The organism is Streptococcus mitis (assembly GCF_003942865.1).
Lineage (GTDB): Bacteria > Bacillota > Bacilli > Lactobacillales > Streptococcaceae > Streptococcus > Streptococcus mitis_BI.
Genome location: NZ_RJNZ01000005.1, coordinates 1 through 18,580 on the forward strand (window position 1 = coordinate 1; position 18,580 = coordinate 18,580).

The 18,580-nt window shown below is 41.2% G+C and carries 15 protein-coding genes and 1 tRNA gene; 3 read left to right on the plus strand and 13 right to left on the minus strand.

Features of this window, described 5'->3' with window-relative positions; genetic code table 11:
• Positions 1-177: 177 nt before the first annotated feature.
• From D8845_RS04900 to patA, 7 genes are all read right to left on the minus strand, one after another.
• Positions 178-249: transfer RNA gene (locus tag D8845_RS04900), tRNA-Glu, on the minus strand.
• 111 nt (positions 250-360) lie between these two features.
• Positions 361-795 (minus strand): cytidine deaminase family protein, encoded by a 435-nt coding sequence (locus D8845_RS04905; protein ID WP_125452682.1) that lies wholly within the window; start codon positions 793-795, stop codon positions 361-363.
• Between the two features lie 13 nt (positions 796-808).
• The gene (gene gltX / locus D8845_RS04910; protein WP_125452683.1) at positions 809-2,269 is read right to left on the minus strand and encodes a glutamate--tRNA ligase; all 1,461 of its coding nucleotides are present in this window, start codon (positions 2,267-2,269) and stop codon (positions 809-811) included.
• A 127-nt stretch (positions 2,270-2,396) separates the two neighbouring features.
• On the minus strand, positions 2,397-3,746 hold the full coding sequence (locus D8845_RS04915; protein WP_125452684.1) for a glucose-6-phosphate isomerase: 1,350 nt from the start codon (positions 3,744-3,746) through the stop codon (positions 2,397-2,399).
• A 169-nt stretch (positions 3,747-3,915) separates the two neighbouring features.
• Positions 3,916-4,605 carry a gamma-glutamyl-gamma-aminobutyrate hydrolase family protein gene (locus D8845_RS04925; protein WP_033687443.1) on the minus strand — a complete coding sequence of 230 codons (690 nt, stop codon included), beginning with the start codon at positions 4,603-4,605 and terminating at the stop codon, positions 3,916-3,918.
• Positions 4,606-4,848: 243 nt separating this feature from the next.
• Entirely contained in the window at positions 4,849-6,615 is a 1,767-nt protein-coding gene (patB, locus tag D8845_RS04930) for a multidrug efflux ABC transporter subunit PatB (RefSeq protein ID WP_125452685.1), read from the minus strand.
• Position 6,616: 1 nt separating this feature from the next.
• On the minus strand, positions 6,617-8,323 hold the full coding sequence (gene patA / locus D8845_RS04935) for a multidrug efflux ABC transporter subunit PatA (RefSeq protein ID WP_125452686.1): 1,707 nt from the start codon (positions 8,321-8,323) through the stop codon (positions 6,617-6,619).
• A gap of 204 nt (positions 8,324-8,527) precedes the next feature.
• Between patA and D8845_RS04940 the strand changes: the two genes are divergently transcribed.
• From D8845_RS04940 to D8845_RS04950, 3 genes are all read left to right on the plus strand, one after another.
• Complete coding sequence (locus D8845_RS04940) at positions 8,528-9,544, plus strand: NAD(P)H-dependent glycerol-3-phosphate dehydrogenase (RefSeq protein ID WP_125452687.1); 1,017 nt, start codon at positions 8,528-8,530, stop codon at positions 9,542-9,544.
• Positions 9,545-9,565: 21 nt separating this feature from the next.
• Positions 9,566-10,465, plus strand: a complete 900-nt coding sequence (gene galU, locus D8845_RS04945; RefSeq protein ID WP_125452688.1) for a UTP--glucose-1-phosphate uridylyltransferase GalU — start codon at positions 9,566-9,568, stop codon at positions 10,463-10,465.
• A 419-nt stretch (positions 10,466-10,884) separates the two neighbouring features.
• Positions 10,885-11,799: a hypothetical protein gene (locus tag D8845_RS04950; RefSeq protein ID WP_125452689.1), complete on the plus strand. Its 915-nt coding sequence runs from the start codon at positions 10,885-10,887 to the stop codon at positions 11,797-11,799.
• Between the two features lie 101 nt (positions 11,800-11,900).
• Here the strand turns inward: D8845_RS04950 and D8845_RS04955 are convergent, their stop codons facing one another.
• From D8845_RS04955 to pbp1b, 6 genes are all read right to left on the minus strand, one after another.
• On the minus strand, positions 11,901-12,578 hold the full coding sequence (locus tag D8845_RS04955; RefSeq protein ID WP_125452690.1) for a rhomboid family intramembrane serine protease: 678 nt from the start codon (positions 12,576-12,578) through the stop codon (positions 11,901-11,903).
• Complete coding sequence (locus D8845_RS04960) at positions 12,562-13,101, minus strand: 5-formyltetrahydrofolate cyclo-ligase (RefSeq protein ID WP_125452691.1); 540 nt, start codon at positions 13,099-13,101, stop codon at positions 12,562-12,564. The genes D8845_RS04955 and D8845_RS04960 overlap by 17 nt, the downstream gene beginning before the upstream one ends.
• 11 nt (positions 13,102-13,112) lie before the next feature.
• Positions 13,113-14,243, minus strand: coding sequence for an N-acetyldiaminopimelate deacetylase (locus D8845_RS04965; RefSeq protein WP_125452692.1), 1,131 nt, complete (start codon positions 14,241-14,243; stop codon positions 13,113-13,115).
• A gap of 66 nt (positions 14,244-14,309) precedes the next feature.
• Positions 14,310-15,008: a 2,3,4,5-tetrahydropyridine-2,6-dicarboxylate N-acetyltransferase gene (gene dapD, locus D8845_RS04970; protein ID WP_125452693.1), complete on the minus strand. Its 699-nt coding sequence runs from the start codon at positions 15,006-15,008 to the stop codon at positions 14,310-14,312.
• Between the two features lie 85 nt (positions 15,009-15,093).
• Positions 15,094-16,005: a DMT family transporter gene (locus tag D8845_RS04975; protein ID WP_125452694.1), complete on the minus strand. Its 912-nt coding sequence runs from the start codon at positions 16,003-16,005 to the stop codon at positions 15,094-15,096.
• A 77-nt stretch (positions 16,006-16,082) separates the two neighbouring features.
• The gene (gene pbp1b, locus D8845_RS04980) at positions 16,083-18,533 is read right to left on the minus strand and encodes a penicillin-binding protein PBP1B (RefSeq protein WP_125452695.1); all 2,451 of its coding nucleotides are present in this window, start codon (positions 18,531-18,533) and stop codon (positions 16,083-16,085) included.
• Positions 18,534-18,580: the final 47 nt, after the last annotated feature.

Here is an 18,580-nt window from a genome sequence, read left to right on the forward strand (position 1 = left end):
ACCTTAGTTGTAGTGCCCTGCACATTGGTTCGTCTTGTTCAGTTTTCAAAGGTCTTTGTCACTTGCTTCTCTCAAGCGACAACTATATTAGTATATCACAGTCGCTTTCGCTTGTCAACACTTTTTTGAAACTTTTTTAAAACTTTTTTCATCAAGTGTCTCAACCGCAACATACCATAGTCCGTACGGGATTCGAACCCGTGTTACCGCCGTGAAAAGGCGGTGTCTTAACCCCTTGACCAACGGACCNGAGCTGTTATTTTCAACTCTTACTATTATACTGGCTTTTCAAACTTTGTCAACACTTTTTTTAAACTTTTTTCAAATTAAGTAAAAAGAGCCAGAATTATACTGACTCTTCTATTGATCGTTAAACTTAGAAGCACGTTCTTCTCCCCACCAATATGGGATTAGTTCTGCGACTTTCACCGTCTTTCTTGTATCGTAGTCCATCATGAATTCTGCATCTTTATTTTCAGCATTCAGCTCCAAGAGAAACTCTCTGCAAGCTCCACAAGGCATACCGGAACTTCCACCATAAGGTTGTTTATCTCGAAAGGCTAATACTTTCTTAACCTTAGTTTGTCCTGAAAATTGGTACATATTAAAGAGTGCCGCTCGCTCTGCGCAGAGATGGAAAACACCACAGGTTCCCTCCATACAGAATCCTGTAAATATTTGTCCATCTTCTGCTTCTACTGCGGCCACAACATGGTTAGCGTAAACAAAATCAGATACTTCATGTGGATCGTATAGCTTCTGTGCTTCTTCGTACATTTTTTCCCAGATGTCCATTATTGTACCCTTCTTACTTAGAGATTTCCTTTAGCATATTTTCGATATGTTGGATTGATTTTTCACGGCCTAACAAGAAGATCGTATCTGGCAATTCTGGTCCATGCATTTCACCTGAAACAGCGATACGAATAGGCATGAAAAGATTTTTCCCTTTAATACCTGTTTCTTTTTGGACTGCTTTAATTTGTGGGAAGATATTCTCTGTCACAAATTCATCATCTGTCATCGCTTCAAGTTTTGCTTTGAAGGCTTCAAGAACTGTTGGGACTGTTTCCCCCGCCATGACTTCGCGCTCTGCTTCTGTCAATTCTGGAAAATCTGAGAAGAAGAGATCTGTCAATGGGATAATCTCATCTACTGATTTCATTTGTGGTTTATAGAGCTCAACTAGTTTTTCAGCCTTGTCAGTTAAACGGCCTGCTTCCTCTAAGAATGGTTTTGCCATTTCAAAGATAGTTTCTAGGTCTGCATTCTTGATATAATCATTGCTCATCCAGTCTAGTTTTTTCTGGTCAAAGGCTGCTGGAGACTTGCTGAGGCGGTTTTCATCGAAAAGTTTAATGAGTTCTTCACGAGAGAAAATCTCATCTTCACCACCTGGGTTCCAACCAAGAAGAGCAATAAAGTTAAAGACTGCTTCTGGAAGATAACCTTTCTTTCGGTAATCTTCGATAAATTGAAGTGTATTAGTATCACGTTTAGACAACTTCTTACCAGTTTCAGAGTTGATAATCAAGGTCATGTGACCAAACTCTGGAGCTTCCCAACCAAGTGCTTCATAAACCATGAGCTGTTTGGGTGTATTAGCAATGTGGTCATCTCCACGGATTACGTGAGAAATCTGCATATCATGATCATCAATGACAACGGCAAAGTTGTATGTTGGGTAACCATCTTTCTTTTGGATAACCCAGTCACCACCGATATTGCCACCTTCAAATTCGATATCACCTTTGACCATATCATGCCACTTGTAGATACCTGACTCATTGACAGCCAAACGAACAGTTGGGACGATCCCTGCTGCTTCACGTTCTGCGATGTAAGCTGCTTTTTCTTCTTCACCCATACCAAGGTATTCATTGACGTAGCGTGGTGTTTCGCCAGCCGCTTCTTGGCTTTCGCGTTCAGCTGCCAACTCTTCTTCTGTAACGTAAGATTTGTAGGCTTTTCCTTCAGCTAACAGTTGGTCGATGTGTTTTTGATACAAGTCCAAACGCTCAGACTGGCGGTAATTTTCATGTGTTTCTGGGCTTTCATCCCAATCCATACCTAACCAGCGAAGGTTTTCAAGCTGTGAACGTTCACCATCCTCGACATGACGTTTACGGTCAGTATCTTCGATACGAATAATAAAAGTTCCACCATGATGACGTGCGTAAAGGTAGTTGAACAATGCTGTACGGGCATTCCCGATGTGTAGTAGTCCTGTTGGACTTGGTGCGTAACGTACGCGGATATCTTTTGACATAGTTTCTCCTATAAAGTCTCTAGGCGTCTGCCTTTTTGCTCTCTATATTATATCACAAGTCTTGGCTGAGTCCAATTTCTATGGATAAAGAGAGTAAAAAGAGTGGACAAACCACTCTTTTCTTCTATTATAGACGTGCGTTAAGTTCTTTGCTCAATTCTTCAAATCCTGGTTTTCCAAGAAGGGCGAACATGTTACGTTTATATGCTTCAACACCTGGTTGGTCAAATGGGTTGATGGCATTCAAGTAACCTGAAAGAGCGATAGCCAATTCGAAGAAGTAGATTGTATAACCAAGAGTGAAAGCGTCTTGCTCTGGAAGAGTCACGTACATGTTTGGTACATCACCATCTGTGTGGGCAAGAAGAACACCATCAGTCGCTTTTTTGTTTACAAAGTCAACATCTTTTCCTTGAAGGTAACCAAGTCCATCAAGGTCTTCTTCCAAGCTAGGGATAATCACGTTTTTACGAGGTTTGTCAACACGGACAACTGTTTCAAACATGATACGAGTTCCTTCTTGGATAAATTGACCAAGTGAGTGCAAGTCAGTTGAGAAGTTGGCTGAAGTTGGGTAGATACCTTTTTGGTCTTTTCCTTCTGATTCACCAGCCAATTGTTTCCACCACTCTGAGAAGTATTGAAGTGATGGTTCATAGTTTACCAAGATTTCAGTTGCATAGCCTTTACGGTAAAGGATATTACGAACAGCTGCATATTGGTAAGCTTCGTTTTCAGAGATTTTGTCTGAAGTGTAGTCTTTGCGAGCTGCGTTAGCACCTTCCATAAGGGCTTTAATGTCAGCTCCTGATGCAGCGATTGGAAGCAAACCAACTGCTGTCAATACTGAGAAGCGTCCACCGATGTCATCTGGAACAACAAATGTTTCCCAGCCGTTAGCATCTGCTTCAACCTTAACAGCACCTTTTTGGCGGTCAGTTGTTGCATAGATACGTTTGTTGGCTTCTTCTTGACCGTATTTCTTAACCAAGAGTTCTTTGAAGACACGGAAAGCAATCGCTGGTTCAGTTGTTGTACCTGATTTAGAAATCACGTTTACTGAGAAGTCTTTGTCTGCAACATACTCTACCAAGTCAGCAAGGTAAGTAGATGAGATTGAGTTTCCTGCGTAAAGGATTTGTGGAGCCTTGCGTTCTTCTTTTGTTTGCAAGTTAGCAAAGTGGTGGTTCAAGAAGTCGATTGCTGCTTTGGCACCAAGGTAAGATCCACCGATTCCGATTACAACCAAGACATCGCTGTCTGATTTGATTTGCTCAGCAGCTTTCAAGATACGGTCAAATTCTTCGCGGTCATAGTTTTCAGGAAGGTCCAACCATCCCAAGAAGTCGCTACCAGCACCAGTTCCTTTACGGATCAATTCATCTGCTGCTGTTACTTGTGATTGCATGTATTCCACTTCATGTGGTGCAATAAATTTGTCTAAAACTTTTGAATAATCAAATTTAATATGTGACATGTTATTCCTCCAATATTTCTTCTTTTCTATCATAACGCTTACCTTCGTTTTTTTCAAGTTTTTTGTCGAATTTCTCCAATTTTTATCAGAATTCAAACGTTTGCGTAAAAATGTCGCATTCCAAAAATTTTGAAAAAATAAAAGAAAGAACGACTAGATGTTCCAGTCGTTACAGTTCATTCAATAAATACTCAAATAGTTCTAAATTGCCATCTTCTTCATTAACCAGAAACTCTGGATGCCACTGTAAACCGATAATGCGGTGCTCATCGATAGACTCAATCGCTTCAATGGTCTGGTCTCTTGGGTCAATAGCAGTTACACGGAAATTAGGTGCCAAATCTTTAATGCTTTGACGATGAACCGAGTTGACCTGACTTTCTTTTCCAAATAGCTTGGCGACCACGCTTCCTTCTACTGTCTCAATAGAGTGAGATGTTCCGAAAGGTAGTCCTTGCCAGTGACCTTCAATTTCTTGATTGAGGGTTCCACCAAAGGCAACATTGACAAGTTGAACACCGCGACAGATTGCCATAATTGGTTTATTTTGACGAAGCGCTTCTTTCAAGAGAGCCAGTTCAAATTCATCACGGACTAGATTGTAATCATCGCTCTCGATGGTCTTTTTCTCTCCATAAAACTGAGGATGGACATTTTGACCGCCTGTCAAAATAAGCTTATCAATCATTTCCACATAATCGCGTACAACTGACTCGTCACCAACAGGAATGACTAAAGGGAGACCACCGACTTGACGAATGCTCTCTGCGAATCTACAAGATACAGATGAATGAATGTTTTTGCCTTCTGCGTCTACGGGACATAGATTTGCAGCAACTCCTACAACCGTTCTAGTCATGATGTCTCTCCTTTCGAATGTTAATACTCTTCGAAAATCTCTTCAAACCACGTCAGCGTCGCCTTACCGTACTCAAGTACAGCTTGCGGCTAGCTTCCTAGTTTGCTCTTTGATTTTCATTGAGTATAACGATAGTCCTATCATATCACTCAAAATGACTTTCGTCTAATATGTTTTTTTAAAGGCCGTGATAAATATTTTTTATGGACAAGAAAAAGCTGCCCACATAGGACAACTTCTTTCTTATTCAAAAACAAATTGATTGTGATAGAGTTCTGAATAGAAGCCACCTAGTTTCAAAAGTTCATAGTGATTACCGCGTTCAATGACTTCTCCATCTTTAAGGACAATAATCTGATCTGCATTGAGAATGGTCTTCAAACGGTGGGCAATAACGAAACTGGTTCTGCCTGCTACAACCGCCTCCATGGCATGCTGAATCTTGCTTTCTGTCACCGTATCTACGTTTGAAGTTGCTTCATCGAGAATGAGAACTTCTGGATCTGTCATCAGGGTTCGAGCGATAGAAATCAATTGCTTTTGTCCTGTCGAGAAGATGCTTTGATCATCATCGATAAGGGTATCGTATTTGTCAGGTAAGCTTTCGATATAGTCGTGAATGTGGGTTGCCTTGGCTGCTACCTCAACCATTTCTTGACTAGCATCTGGCACACCGAAACGGATATTGTCTCGAATCGTTCCTCTAAATAAGACCGAATCCTGCAAAACAATTCCCACCTTACTTCTGAGACTATCTAAATCATAGTCACGGATGTCTTTGCCGTCAAAATAAATACCACCAGCATCAACATCATAAAAGCGATTGATGAGGTTCATAATAGTCGTTTTCCCTGACCCTGTCGGACCAACAACTGCTGTCATCTGGCCTTTTGGAGCGGAAATGCTGACATCTTTCAAAATAGGTTTATCAGGCAAGTATGAAAAATCAATATGACTAATTTCAACACCTTCTTGCAACTTAGTGAAGGTTGGAGCCTTTTCAGGTCGGATTTCTTCCTCTGCGTCAAACATTTCCTGAATCCGTTCAGCACCTGTAAAGGCCAACTGAAGACTTCCCCAACTAGCTGCAACTTGGATAATAGGCTGGTAGTACTGCTGTGAAAATTGGGCAAACATAACAATCAAACCTAGGGCTGTACTTGTTTCAATAGACTTATCATTCAAAAGTACAGCTGAACCAGCAAAGATGACGATGGCTGTATTAACCAGACTCATGCCATTCATGACAGGGAAAAGAATTCCTGAGAACATCCTTCCTTTAAAGGTTGCCTTGCGCACGCGCTCATTTTGTTCAAGAAATCCTGCCATCATATCCTCTTGAATCCCTTGCACAATCACGGCTTTTTGGCCTGAAATACTCTCGTCCATATAGGCGTTGAGTTTCCCTACCTCTTTCTGCTGGAGGTTGGTGTATTTGCGTGCCATTTTTACGATGAAAATCAGCATGAGGAAGGCCACTGGTGTGCTGGCGATAGTGATAAGGGCAAGCGTCACATTTCTCGAAAACATGACAAGAATCAGACCAATGTATAGAACGATGTTGCTCATGACCTGAATCAAGCTTTCGTTAAAGGCTTGGAGGATATTATCCAAATCACTGGTAAAACGAGATAAGATATCGCCATCTTGTCGGCGGTCAAAGAAAGAAACCGTCAAGCGAGCAAGCTTACCGAAGAGGCCTTTGCGCATCTCATTGGTAGATTCTGCAATCACGCGCGTCATGAGACACATGTATATGACACTAGAGATAAAGAGAACCAAAACTAGCAGGCCAAGATTGACCATGATTCCTGATAGGCTTTGCCAAACAAGTTCTGGATCGCCATTTTGATAAGCTTGAACTAAATTGGCTAACTGCGTTACTGCTTGTCCAGAAAATACCGGAAAGAGGGCTTGGGCAAGAGTTGCTAGAACAATCATCAGGATAACAACTACAAATGATAGCTTATAGACTTTAAAATAATTCCAAAAAAATTGAACTGTCTTCATTTTACTCCTCCTTTCCTTTCTGTGTTTCGTAGATTTCACGGTAAACGGCATTGTTGGCAACCAAGTCTGCATGCGTACCTTGACCAATCAATCGTCCTTGATCTAGAACCAAGATTTTATCTGCATGAACAACCGAGCTAATCTTTTGCGCGATGATAATGGTTGTTGTTCCCTTCAAGTCCTTATTCAAGGCTTCTTGCACTAGGCGCTCTGACTTGGCATCCAAGGCAGAGGTCGAATCGTCAAAAATCAGAATACGTGGATTGCTGACAATCCCACGCGCAATCGACATCCTTTGCTTTTGCCCACCAGAGAAGTTGGTTCCCCGTTCCTCAACTGGACTTTCAAAGGTTTTCTCCATACGATGAATGAATTCACTAGCTTGGGCAATGTTGGCTGCTCGCTCCATTTCAAATAGAGTGGCATCACCCTTACCCTGTCTCAAGTTATCTGCAATCGTTCCACTAAAGAGAATGGCACGTTGGAGAACGATAGAAACTGTTTTACGCAGGGTCCCTTCACTCACTTCTCGAATATCCTTACCTCCGATTTTGATAGCCCCTTCCTGTGGGTCAAAGAGACGTGGAATCAATTGAGCCAAGGTTGATTTTCCTGCACCAGTCGCTCCAACGACACCAACCATCTGACCAGGTTCAATAGTAAAGCTCACATCTTTCAGCATCGGTTCCTTATCCATTGGATAGGTAAAGGTCACATTTTCAAAGCTAAGACTGCCGACCAACTCTTCATCTGGGACATTCTTGAAGGTCATGGCTGGCTCTGCGTCCAGAATTTCTCGAATTCGACGCATAGAAATCATGGCACGACTGACAGAATTTCCCAAAAATCCAACCATGACAATGGTAAAGATAATCTGGCTTAGGTAATTGACAAAGGAAGCAATGGAGCCAACAACTGACGGATCCGACTGAACCATCCCTGCAACTAGCCAAATAGAGAGGAATACCGCCCCATAACCGACCAACATCATAAAAGGTTCCACTACTGAAAAGGCATAACCGATGTAAAGATTTTGACCGAGTAGCTCGTCTGAAACCTCCGTAAACTTAGCAAACTGCTCTTTTTCTTGGACAAAGGACTTGACCACTCGAACACCCCGCAGATTTTCCTTGGCAATAGCATTGATGCGTTCAAGCAGGTTTTGAAACTTGGCAAAACGAGGCCCCATCATCCCCATCATGACAGCAGTCAAACCAAAAATTAAGATCACCATGAGAACAATTACCCACCATAGAGAAGGTAAGGTTTGAACCGCGAGGATAAATGAACCGATGAACAAGAGTGGAAGTCTGAAAAGAATTTGGAAGGTCATCATGACCACGTTCTGAATCTGGTTGATATCGTTTGTCATACGAACGACTAGATTTCCCGCATTAAACTGTTCAATATTGGCATAAGAAAAGGTTTGGATTTTACGGAAGGCATCCTCCCGAAGGTCAGATGAAACTCCTTGGGCAATATAGGCTGCAAGGATAACATTGAGCCCACCAGCAACCAGACCGACCAAGGCCACACCAATCAACCAAGCCCCGATACTATAAATGGCTTCATATTTCCCAGCAAGTAGGGCATCTAACACTTCCTGCAGATAACGCGGTTGCAGAAGTGAACTAGCAACCATCAAGCCTGTCATCAGAAGCGAAGCCAAGGCCTGCCACTTGTAGGTTTTTATTTTCTGAATCAGCATATTTTCTCCTTAAAAAATAGACAAAAGGGAGCGACAATGCGTCAGCTCCTTCTCATTCTGTTTGTGTGATGTTATTCTAGCAAAAAAGTGGGAACTTGTCAAAGAAGTCTCCTTGATACAAATTAGTGCGCTTTCATCTACAGTAATGCATGATAAAGGTTTTTATGGTAGAATAGTAAAAAGAAGGTTATAAAGGAGGGGAATATGGAAAAACAAACCATCGCCGTCTTGGGGCCTGGTTCTTGGGGAACTGCCCTTTCACAAGTCTTAAATGACAATGGACACGAGGTACGTATTTGGGGAAACATTCCCGAGCAAATCAATGAAATTAATACCAATCATACTAACAAACACTACTTTAAAGATGTCGTTCTAGATGAAAATATCATTGCCTACACCGACTTATCAGAGGCACTGAAAGATGTAGATGCGATTTTGTTTGTTGTCCCAACAAAAGTGACACGACTTGTTGCCCAACAAGTTGCAAAAACCTTGGACCATAAGGCTATCATCATGCACGCATCAAAGGGATTAGAGCCTGATAGCCATAAACGATTATCAACCATCCTTGAAGAAGAAATTCCTGAACATCTCCGCAGTGATATTGTCGTTGTTTCAGGACCTAGTCATGCGGAAGAAACCATTGTTCGTGACCTGACTTTAATTACTGCTGCTTCTAAGAATTTGCAAACAGCTCAATACGTTCAGGAGCTCTTTAGTAATCACTACTTCCGACTTTATACCAATACGGATGTTATCGGGGTTGAAACTGCTGGTGCTCTTAAAAACATTATCGCTGTCGGTGCTGGAGCCTTACATGGTTTAGGATTTGGTGACAACGCTAAGGCAGCCATCATCGCTCGAGGCTTGGCAGAAATTACCCGCCTAGGAGTAGCACTTGGGGCCAGTCCATTGACCTATAGTGGCTTATCCGGTGTAGGAGACTTGATCGTAACGGGAACCTCTATCCACTCTCGTAACTGGAGAGCCGGAGATGCTCTTGGTCGTGGAGAATCTCTAGCTGATATCGAAGCCAATATGGGCATGGTGATTGAAGGAATTTCAACGACTCGAGCAGCCTATGAACTAGCGCAAGAACTTGGAGTCTATATGCCAATTACACAAGCCATTTACCAAGTTATTTACCACGGAACTAATATCAAAGATGCCATTTACGACATCATGAACAATGAATTTAAAGCAGAAAATGAGTGGTCTTAACCCTCTAGAGAAAGGATTCTTATGACATCAAAAGTTAGAAAGGCAGTCATCCCTGCCGCTGGACTTGGAACTCGATTTTTACCAGCAACCAAAGCACTTGCTAAAGAAATGTTGCCAATTGTGGACAAACCAACTATCCAATTTATCGTAGAAGAAGCTCTCAAATCAGGTATTGAAGATATTCTAGTTGTCACTGGTAAATCAAAACGTTCTATTGAAGACCACTTTGACTCAAACTTTGAGCTTGAGTACAACCTCAAAGAAAAAGGCAAACATGACTTGCTAAAATTAGTAGACGAAACAACTGGCATTCGCCTTCACTTTATCCGTCAAAGCCATCCTCGTGGTCTTGGAGATGCTGTCTTACAAGCAAAAGCTTTTGTAGGGAATGAGCCCTTCGTTGTCATGCTGGGTGATGACCTAATGGATATCACAGATGACAACGCTGTACCTTTGACAAAACAATTGATGAATGATTACGAGTCGACTCACGCATCAACAATTGCTGTTATGCCTGTCCCTCATGAAGACGTTTCAGCATATGGAGTTATCGCTCCTCAGGGTGAAGGGATTAATGGTCTCTACAGCGTTGAAACTTTCGTTGAAAAACCAGCTCCAGAAGATGCTCCAAGTGATTTGGCAATCATCGGACGCTATCTGCTCACACCAGAAATTTTTGATATCCTCGAAAATCAAGCTCCCGGTGCTGGAAATGAAATCCAACTTACCGACGCTATTGATACACTTAATAAAACTCAACGTGTTTTCGCCCGCGAATTTACAGGAGCTCGTTACGACGTTGGGGATAAGTTTGGCTTTATGAAAACATCTATTGACTATGCCCTCAAGCACCCACAAGTCAAAGATGACTTGAAAGATTACATCATCCAACTGGGAAAAGAATTGGCTGAGAAAGAATAACAAAATCTTTTATATATCAAGATTAGCCACACATAAATTAAGTAAATTCTCTACTTGAATCTACCTATTTCACAAAAACTAATGAAAACGCTATACTTGTATTTGTTTTTTCATTAAAATATAGAGTAGAATAAATTAGTATAGTAAAACAAAAAAGCACCGAATCGGTGCGCACTTTTTCAAGTTGTGTACGGACAAAGCCTTATTTTAACTTGCTGTGTTGTTTCGAATGGTTCCAAAATAATAAATAATTTTAAATTTGACTTAACTGTTGGAGTAGTCATGGTTAAATTAAATCAACCGAGTCGAACATAAGTTGTTTAATTTTGTGGAAGCTATTAATAAGAATATAATAAGGGAGAAAGATAGGTGTAATTTTAATTTTAAAGTAATTGCGGACACTATCAAAGTAAAAGATTATGGAGAACAAATTTGTAGAATTTATCAAAAACAATAAAAAAGTAATCATTTCATCAGTTGCAGTTGGTGTTGTATTGGTATTAGGGTTTGGATGGTATTCATATTACCAACATCAAGCAGAGCAACAAGCAAAAATTGTACAATTAGAAAAAGATAGCAAATCAGACAAAGAACAAGTTGATAAACTATTTGAATCATTTGATGCATCTTCAGATGAATCTATTTCTAAGTTGAAAGAATTATCTGAAACTTCACTTAAAACCGATACAGGTAAAGACTATCTTAATAACAAAGTCAAAGAATCATCTAAAGCCATTGTAGATTTTCATTTGCAAAAAGGTTTGGCTTATGATATCAAAGATTCAGACGACAAATTTAAAGATAAAACAACCATAGAAAATAATGTAAAAGAAATCAATAAACAAATTGATTTTATCAAGAAAGTTGATGAAACATTCAAACAAGATAATCTTGAAGAAACTACAAAATCTCTTACTGATATTGTAGATAAATTCAATAAGCAAATCGAAGCTTTAAAGAAAGAAGAAGAACAAAAAGCAGCTGAAAAAGCTAAAGAAGAAGAGAAGAAACAATCAGAAGCTAAATCACAAGAATCTTCTGGTGGATCAAGTAGTTCAAGTACTTCAAGCAGTTCAAGTTCTAACTCATCTTCTGATTCTGGATCAAATGGTGGCGGAAGTAATTATGAAGCCCCAGCTACCGAACAATATTCATCCGGCAACAGCAATAGCGGCGGAGGAAGTAATGACGGCTATACACAATATTGGAACATTGACGCAGGTGGTAATTTTAGCTATTATCAAGAAAATCATAGCAATGGTGATGTACGTGACACTAGTGGAAACCACCTTGGAAACTATGGTGGAGGAATTACTGAATTTAGACGACGTTAATAACTATTTTAGAGCTGTTTGTTTCAAATGGTTCCAAAACACATTAAAAGCTACTCATTTTTCAAGTAGCTTTTTTCTTATTCAAGTTTACATATTAGTCGTCAAAATCCCATTCCCTTGTAGATAAGTAAGACTGCGAGCCCTACGAACAACACTAACGCTACCAGTCTCTGACTAGCGCTATACATCCGTCTTTCTCCTCTAACTGGAAAGATAACTGCTAGAAATGCTCCGCCAACTGCACCACCGATATGACCTGCTAGGCTGATTCCTGGAATCAGAACACTTCCAATAATGTTAACCACAAAAAGTGTCAGATAGGATTGCCCCAACTGCTGGATATAAGGATTACGCGTTGCATAGCGAAGAACAATAATCGCAGCAAATAGCCCATAAAGAGAGGTAGAGGCTCCTGCTGCTAAGGATTTGGGACTAAATATAAAAACAAAGAGATTGCCCATCATTCCAGATAATAGATAGAGAAAGAAAAACTGCTTGGATCCGAAAATTTCCTCTACTTGCCTACCAAGATAATAGAGCGAAAGCATATTGACAATAAAATGCTCCCACCCAATATGAACAAAAATGGCAGAGAAGAGACGCCAAACTTGCTCAGGAAAGAGGCGAATAGCTGGCCCATACATGGCTCCAAATCGAAATAAGGTATCTGCCCTATCAAAGTTTCCGCCTGCAGTCACCAACATTAGTAGAAACACCAAGGCCGTCACAAAAAGGAAGAAACTCGTCACAGGATAACGTCTATCAAAGATTTCCTTCATCAATTAATACCTCCTGAACAGGAATATCATGGTTTTCAGGGATAAAGTCCTGAATTTGAAAAGGATATATCGTACTCAAAGTATGACCAGAAAAATGTTCCAGATAACGGTCATAATAGCCTCCACCGTATCCAATCCGATATCCTTCCGTCGTAAAAACCAAGCCAGGAACATGAATCAAATCAATCTGAGAGGCATCCACCACTTCCAAATCTCCCTGTTGTTCCAGTAAGCCAAAGGCAGTTTTTACCAACTGCTGCGGATTATAGACTACAAAGTCCATGCGCCCCTTGGGATAAGTTTTGGGTATCAGAACCTTCTTGCCGTCCTTCAGCGCCTGCTCAATCAGTTCCTGCGTTTGAAACTCATGAGGAAAAGAGAGGTAGCTTGCGATGACCTTGGCTTCTTGGTAAAAGGGGTGTTTTAAAAGTCGCTCGGTTAAAGCTTGGTCTATAGCCTGTTTTTGTTCTTGAGGTAAAGCCTTCATTTCTTGCAAGACTTGCTTACGTAATTCCGATTTCATAGACAAGCCCTCTACTCTGCTGCCTTCTTTTTCAGGAAACTAGAGACCGCATCTACCCCAATGGCTAAGGATTCTTCCTTGGGACTCATCTGAGGGTGATGAAGGGCGTAGGGACTATCGATACCTAGCCAGAACATAACGCCATCTACCTTCGAAAGAAGATAACCAAAGTCCTCACCTGTCATAGCAGGCTCGATATCAATCAACTCAATTCCCTCTTTTTCTTCAAAGAAATCCATCAGTTCACGCGCCAAGACTGGATTGTTCTCAACAGGCAGATAACCACCTTGCTTGAGTTCAACTTCAACTTCCATATCGAAGGCAGCTGCAACTCCTTCTGCAACTGTTTTGACCCTCTTTTGCACCAAGAGACTCATGTCCTGTGTCAAGGCCCGAATAGTTCCATGCAAAAAGGCTGTATCTGTGATAACATTGTTGGTGGTTCCGGATTGGAAAAGACCAAAGGTCACTACTGCTCCCTCGATTGGATTAACATTGCGGCTGACCACTGACTGTACTTGGGTCACAAAGTAACTAGCAGCTACCAAGGCATCATTAGCTTCATGTGGAAAGGCTGCGTGGCCACCTTTGCCCTTGAAACGAATCTTCACCTCGCAAGTCCCTGCAAAGAGTGTATGAGTATTAGTCGCAATCTGACCAACCTTCAAATCTGGTCGAACATGAAGGCCATAAAATTGGTCTGGCAACCAGTCTCCAAAAGCACCATCCTCATACATGAGCATGCCACCAGCTTCATTTTCTTCAGCAGGTTGAAACAGAAAGAGCAGATTATTCTTGGGTTGCTCCTTAAGGGCTCGCTCAAGACAACCCAAAGCAATAGTCATGTGGAAATCATGGCCACAGGCGTGCATACGACCTTGGTGCTGAGAAGCGAAAGGAAGACCTGTTTGTTCGACAATAGGCAGGCCATCAATATCTGTTCTCCAACCAATGGTACGCTCTGGCTGACTTCCCTGCAAATAAACCAAAATCCCTGTCCGCCAAGTACGAACTTGAACAAAATCTTTACCTACAGTCAATTTCTCAATCACATCCAGCAGATAAGCCTGAGTCTTGAACTCCTCCAAGCCAATCTCTGGAATCTGGTGCAAATCTCGTCTAGTATGAATCAAATCTAACATCTATCTTTCCTCCTATATAGCAGAAAGAGGCTGGAAAAGGGTTCCGCCTCTATTTTTCTTTTACAATTACAAGGTACGAAGCGCATCCTCTAGCGCTGTTTTTTGTTGGGTTTGGGCATCAATCTCTTTGATAATACGAGCTGGAACACCTGCTACCACCACGTTTTCTGGGACATCTTGGGTAACAATAGCTCCTGCTGCAACAACTGAACCACTACCGATTTGAACTCCTTCGATAACCACTGCATTGGCACCGATAAGAACATTGTTTCCAACACGGACTGGTTCAGCGCTAGCTGGCTCAATCACACCTGCAAGAACGGCACCTGCACCAACGTGACTGTTTTTCCCAACGATAGCACGGCCTCCAAGGATAGCCCCCATGTCAATCATAGTTCCTGCACCAATTTCAGCACCGATATTGATAACTGCTCCCATCATGATAACAGCATTGTCACCAATTTCAACTTGGTCACGGATAATAGCACCTGGCTCGATACGAGCGTTGATAGCACGTTTATCTAGCAAAGGAACTGCAGAATTACGAGCATCTTGCTCAACAACATAGTCTTGATTTTCTACCAAGCCATCGAGAAGCGGAGCAACATCTTTCCAGTCTCCAAATAGGACATTCCCTAGTTTGACAACAGAGCTAGGTACAGCAGTTGCGAGTTGTCCCTCAAATGTTACTTTCACACTGGTTTTCTTTTCAGCATTGGCGATAAATTGGATAATTTCTTGAGCGTTCATTTTTGTAGCAGTCATAGGCGCCTCCTAGTTCATTTTAATGATACCTATTCTACCAAAAAAGGCCTCAAATTTGAAGCCTCAACTATTAAAATACCCCTCTTTAATTTCTCCCCTTAGCTTCTTCTACAGACAAGAAAATCATAGGAACAATAATCAACACCATAGACAAAGCTAAAAATCCATCCATAACTAGACCAAGAAAGAGAACGCTCAGTAGAGCTGAAGAAAGGGGCTCGCTAGCACTCACCACTGATACAACCAAAGGAGATACAAGGGATACCGCCTTCATCGAAATAAAGAAAGCAAATGCAGTCCCGAATACAGCTATCGTTAAACAAATCAACACGCTCACAATATCTAACTGAAAAGTAATACGATAGACTGGATGGAGTAGGTTACTAAATAGTCCCGCTATAATCATCCCCCAACCAACTGTCGGTATAAAGCCATATCGCTTGGCAAAAGGTTGTGGCAAGATAACATTAAACATGACTCCAACTGCACTGAGCAAGCCAGTTATCAAAGCTAAGGGCGTCATAGACAGCTGCGATAAATCTCCTCTAGTAGCCATTAAAAACACACCCAGCATGGCAACCAAAACATATAGGATAGCACTAAGAGACGCCTTCTTTTTGTAAACCATTCGATTGTAAAATAGGATAAAAACTGGACTGATAAATTGTAAAATAGTCGCAGTTGTCGCATTTGAGTACTCAACGCATAGATAAAAGAAAAACTGCACAGAAAAAATCCCCAAAATAGCATAGGCTAAAAAGGGCAGGTAATTTTTCTTATCTCGCCAAATATCGACTAACTTCCTACGTAACTGAAAGGCTGATAGGATCAAAACAAGACTTCCGGCTACCAGTAAACGCATAGAAGTAATCCAGCCCGAAGATACTTTATAATGAGTAAAGAAATACTCTCCTAAAATCCCGCAAATCCCCCAGATTAAACCTGATAATAGTGAATAGATTGTCCCCTTAACAATCTTTTTCTGATATTGATTCATATATTTATTTTAACATGAAAATGAAAAAGAAAAAAGTAGCAAGGATAGAACATTTTTATCCTTGCTACTACTCTATATTATCGATTAGACCTAGAAGTTCCTGTTGATGATCTTGTCCCAGAGTTATTATTTACATTTGGTAATGCCAAACTAGGGAGATTTCCTAGAATACTCTTCCAAGCATTCTGATAGTCTGCATCGCTACCCCCAATCGCAAATCTGTAAGTAGTGACCGGTGCTCCTTCTTTTGTAGCCCAGTAACTTGTTACTGTAGACCCTGAAATATCAACTTCCTTTCCATTGATTGAGACCTTGCCCGGCTTTTGCCCTGTTGATTTCAGCACTTGTGATTTTGTGACACTAGAATCAAGATTAAAGCGCTCATTTCCCCAAATACCTGGTTCAGCTTGTTGAATAGCATTGACCAAATGAGCCATATAATTCGCATTTCGGTAGTGACCTGCACCTTTAGCAAGTGGTCGATTATCATCATGGCCTAACCAACCTCCCAGAGTCAATCTAGGTGTCGAAAGCATGAGCCACATGTTCTCGTCTTCATTCGTTGTACCCGTTTTTCCAATCCAATCTGCACTTGCTAGACTAGGATTAATAGACGATAAGTCTGACTGGAAACTAGAAGTAATACGAGATGAAATGACATCACGGAGTAAACTCTGCATAATAGTAGCTGTTGCCTTAGAATAAACCTGAACAGGTTGAGATTTATATTCATAAATCACTCGGCCATCAGGAGACTCTATCTTAGCAATCATGTGTTTTTGTTGATAAACACCATTGTTAGCTATGGTCTGATAACCGTTGGTATGCTGGGCGACTGTGACTTCAATACCACCGCCCATAGGCAGACTTTCGATACCATACTCTGGAATCTCATAACCCATTTTCTCCATGTAACCCTTGACATCTACACCCTTCTCACGAAGCATGCGATAAGTCCAATAGGCTGGGATATTCCACGAATAGTTCAAGGCTTCACCCAAGGTCATCATACCTGTACCTGGACTGTTTACATACATGATAGGATTGCCATTAGAGAATTTTGTCGGATAATTTGACAAGATACTAGCGCTTCCCATCAAACCTTGGTCAATGGCAATACCGTAGGCCAGCAAAGGCTTAGTTGTAGAGGCTGGCGAACGCTTGGTATCAAAGGCGTGATTGTTTTGGTTTGTCTGGTAATTACGACCACCAACGAAGCCTAGAACAGCCCCCGTTTTATTGTCCATCAAAACATTCCCTACTTCAGGCTGCCCAGTCGAATCATCTACCAAACGACCGTAGTTAGCAACTGCATTTTGCATGGCGTTATGGATTTTTTTATTGATCGTTGTAGTGATTTTATAACCGCCATTACTTAGTTCCTGCTCAGCACGCTCATGATAGGCCTTTTGAATCGCTTCCTTTTTCAACTCTTGACTAGAGACATTGTCCTGCTGAATTAAATAATCATACATACGATCTGTTGCTTCAGACATAGCCGTAAAGTAAAGGTAATCTCTTGAAACAGCATTGACAGTTCCTGATGGCAAGAAATCTTGTTTGAGATTGTAATCCTTGTACTGGTCGTATTCTTCCTGAGTCAAGGCACCCGTACGGTACATATTATAGAGAACATCCTTAGCTCGTTTCAAACCAAGCTCTAAATCTTCATCACTCTTTAACTCTCCAGTATTTTCATAAGGAGAATAAGTAATCGGACTCTGTGGCAAACCTGCAAGGAAAGCGGCTTGGGGAATACTCAACTTGTTAGCATCGATACCGAAAATCCCTTCAGCAGCTTGCTGGGCACCTGCAATATTCTGCCCTTTATGATTTCGACCAAAGGGAGCAACATTGAGATAGGTGGTCAAGATGTCATCCTTGCTCATGCTCCGTTCCAAGGCAAGGGCATCGACAATTTCTGTAGCCTTACGAGCCAAAGTAGGAGCATCTCCAACCACTTGTTGCTTGATTAACTGTTGGGTCAAAGTCGAGCCCCCACTAGATGAGCCCAAACCTGCAAAGGTTCCCAAAGTCGCCCGAATCACAGCTTTTGGCACAACCCCATTATGTTCAAGGAAATGTTCGTCCTCAGTTGCAACGATAGCCTTTTTGAGATTGTCTGATATTTCCTCAGATGAAACAGAAGTTCGCAGTAGGTCACTCTCGATAGAAGCAATGACACTCCCATCTGCGTAAACAATTTCTGAGATGGAAGAAATATTTTTAACTTGCTTGACCAAGTCCTCCGATTTGGGAACCTTGACCTTGTCAAACAAAGCAACTCCATAACCAAGAGCTACACCAGCACCAAAAAGTCCACCGATAAAGCCTAGAATAAAGAGAGTATTCAAAATGCCCTTAATAGCAACTAAAATGCTACCTAGGATAGCCAGAACTTTCCCACCTGTCCCATCCAAATTCTTCTCTTTTGAGACTTTCTCTGATTTTCTATGATTTATTTTTGATTTTACTCGCTGGAAAAATTCCAGCATTTTTCGTTTTAATTCATTTAATTGATTTTGCATGGATTTCCTCACTGTAACTATTATACCATAAAAGGTAAACTTTCAAT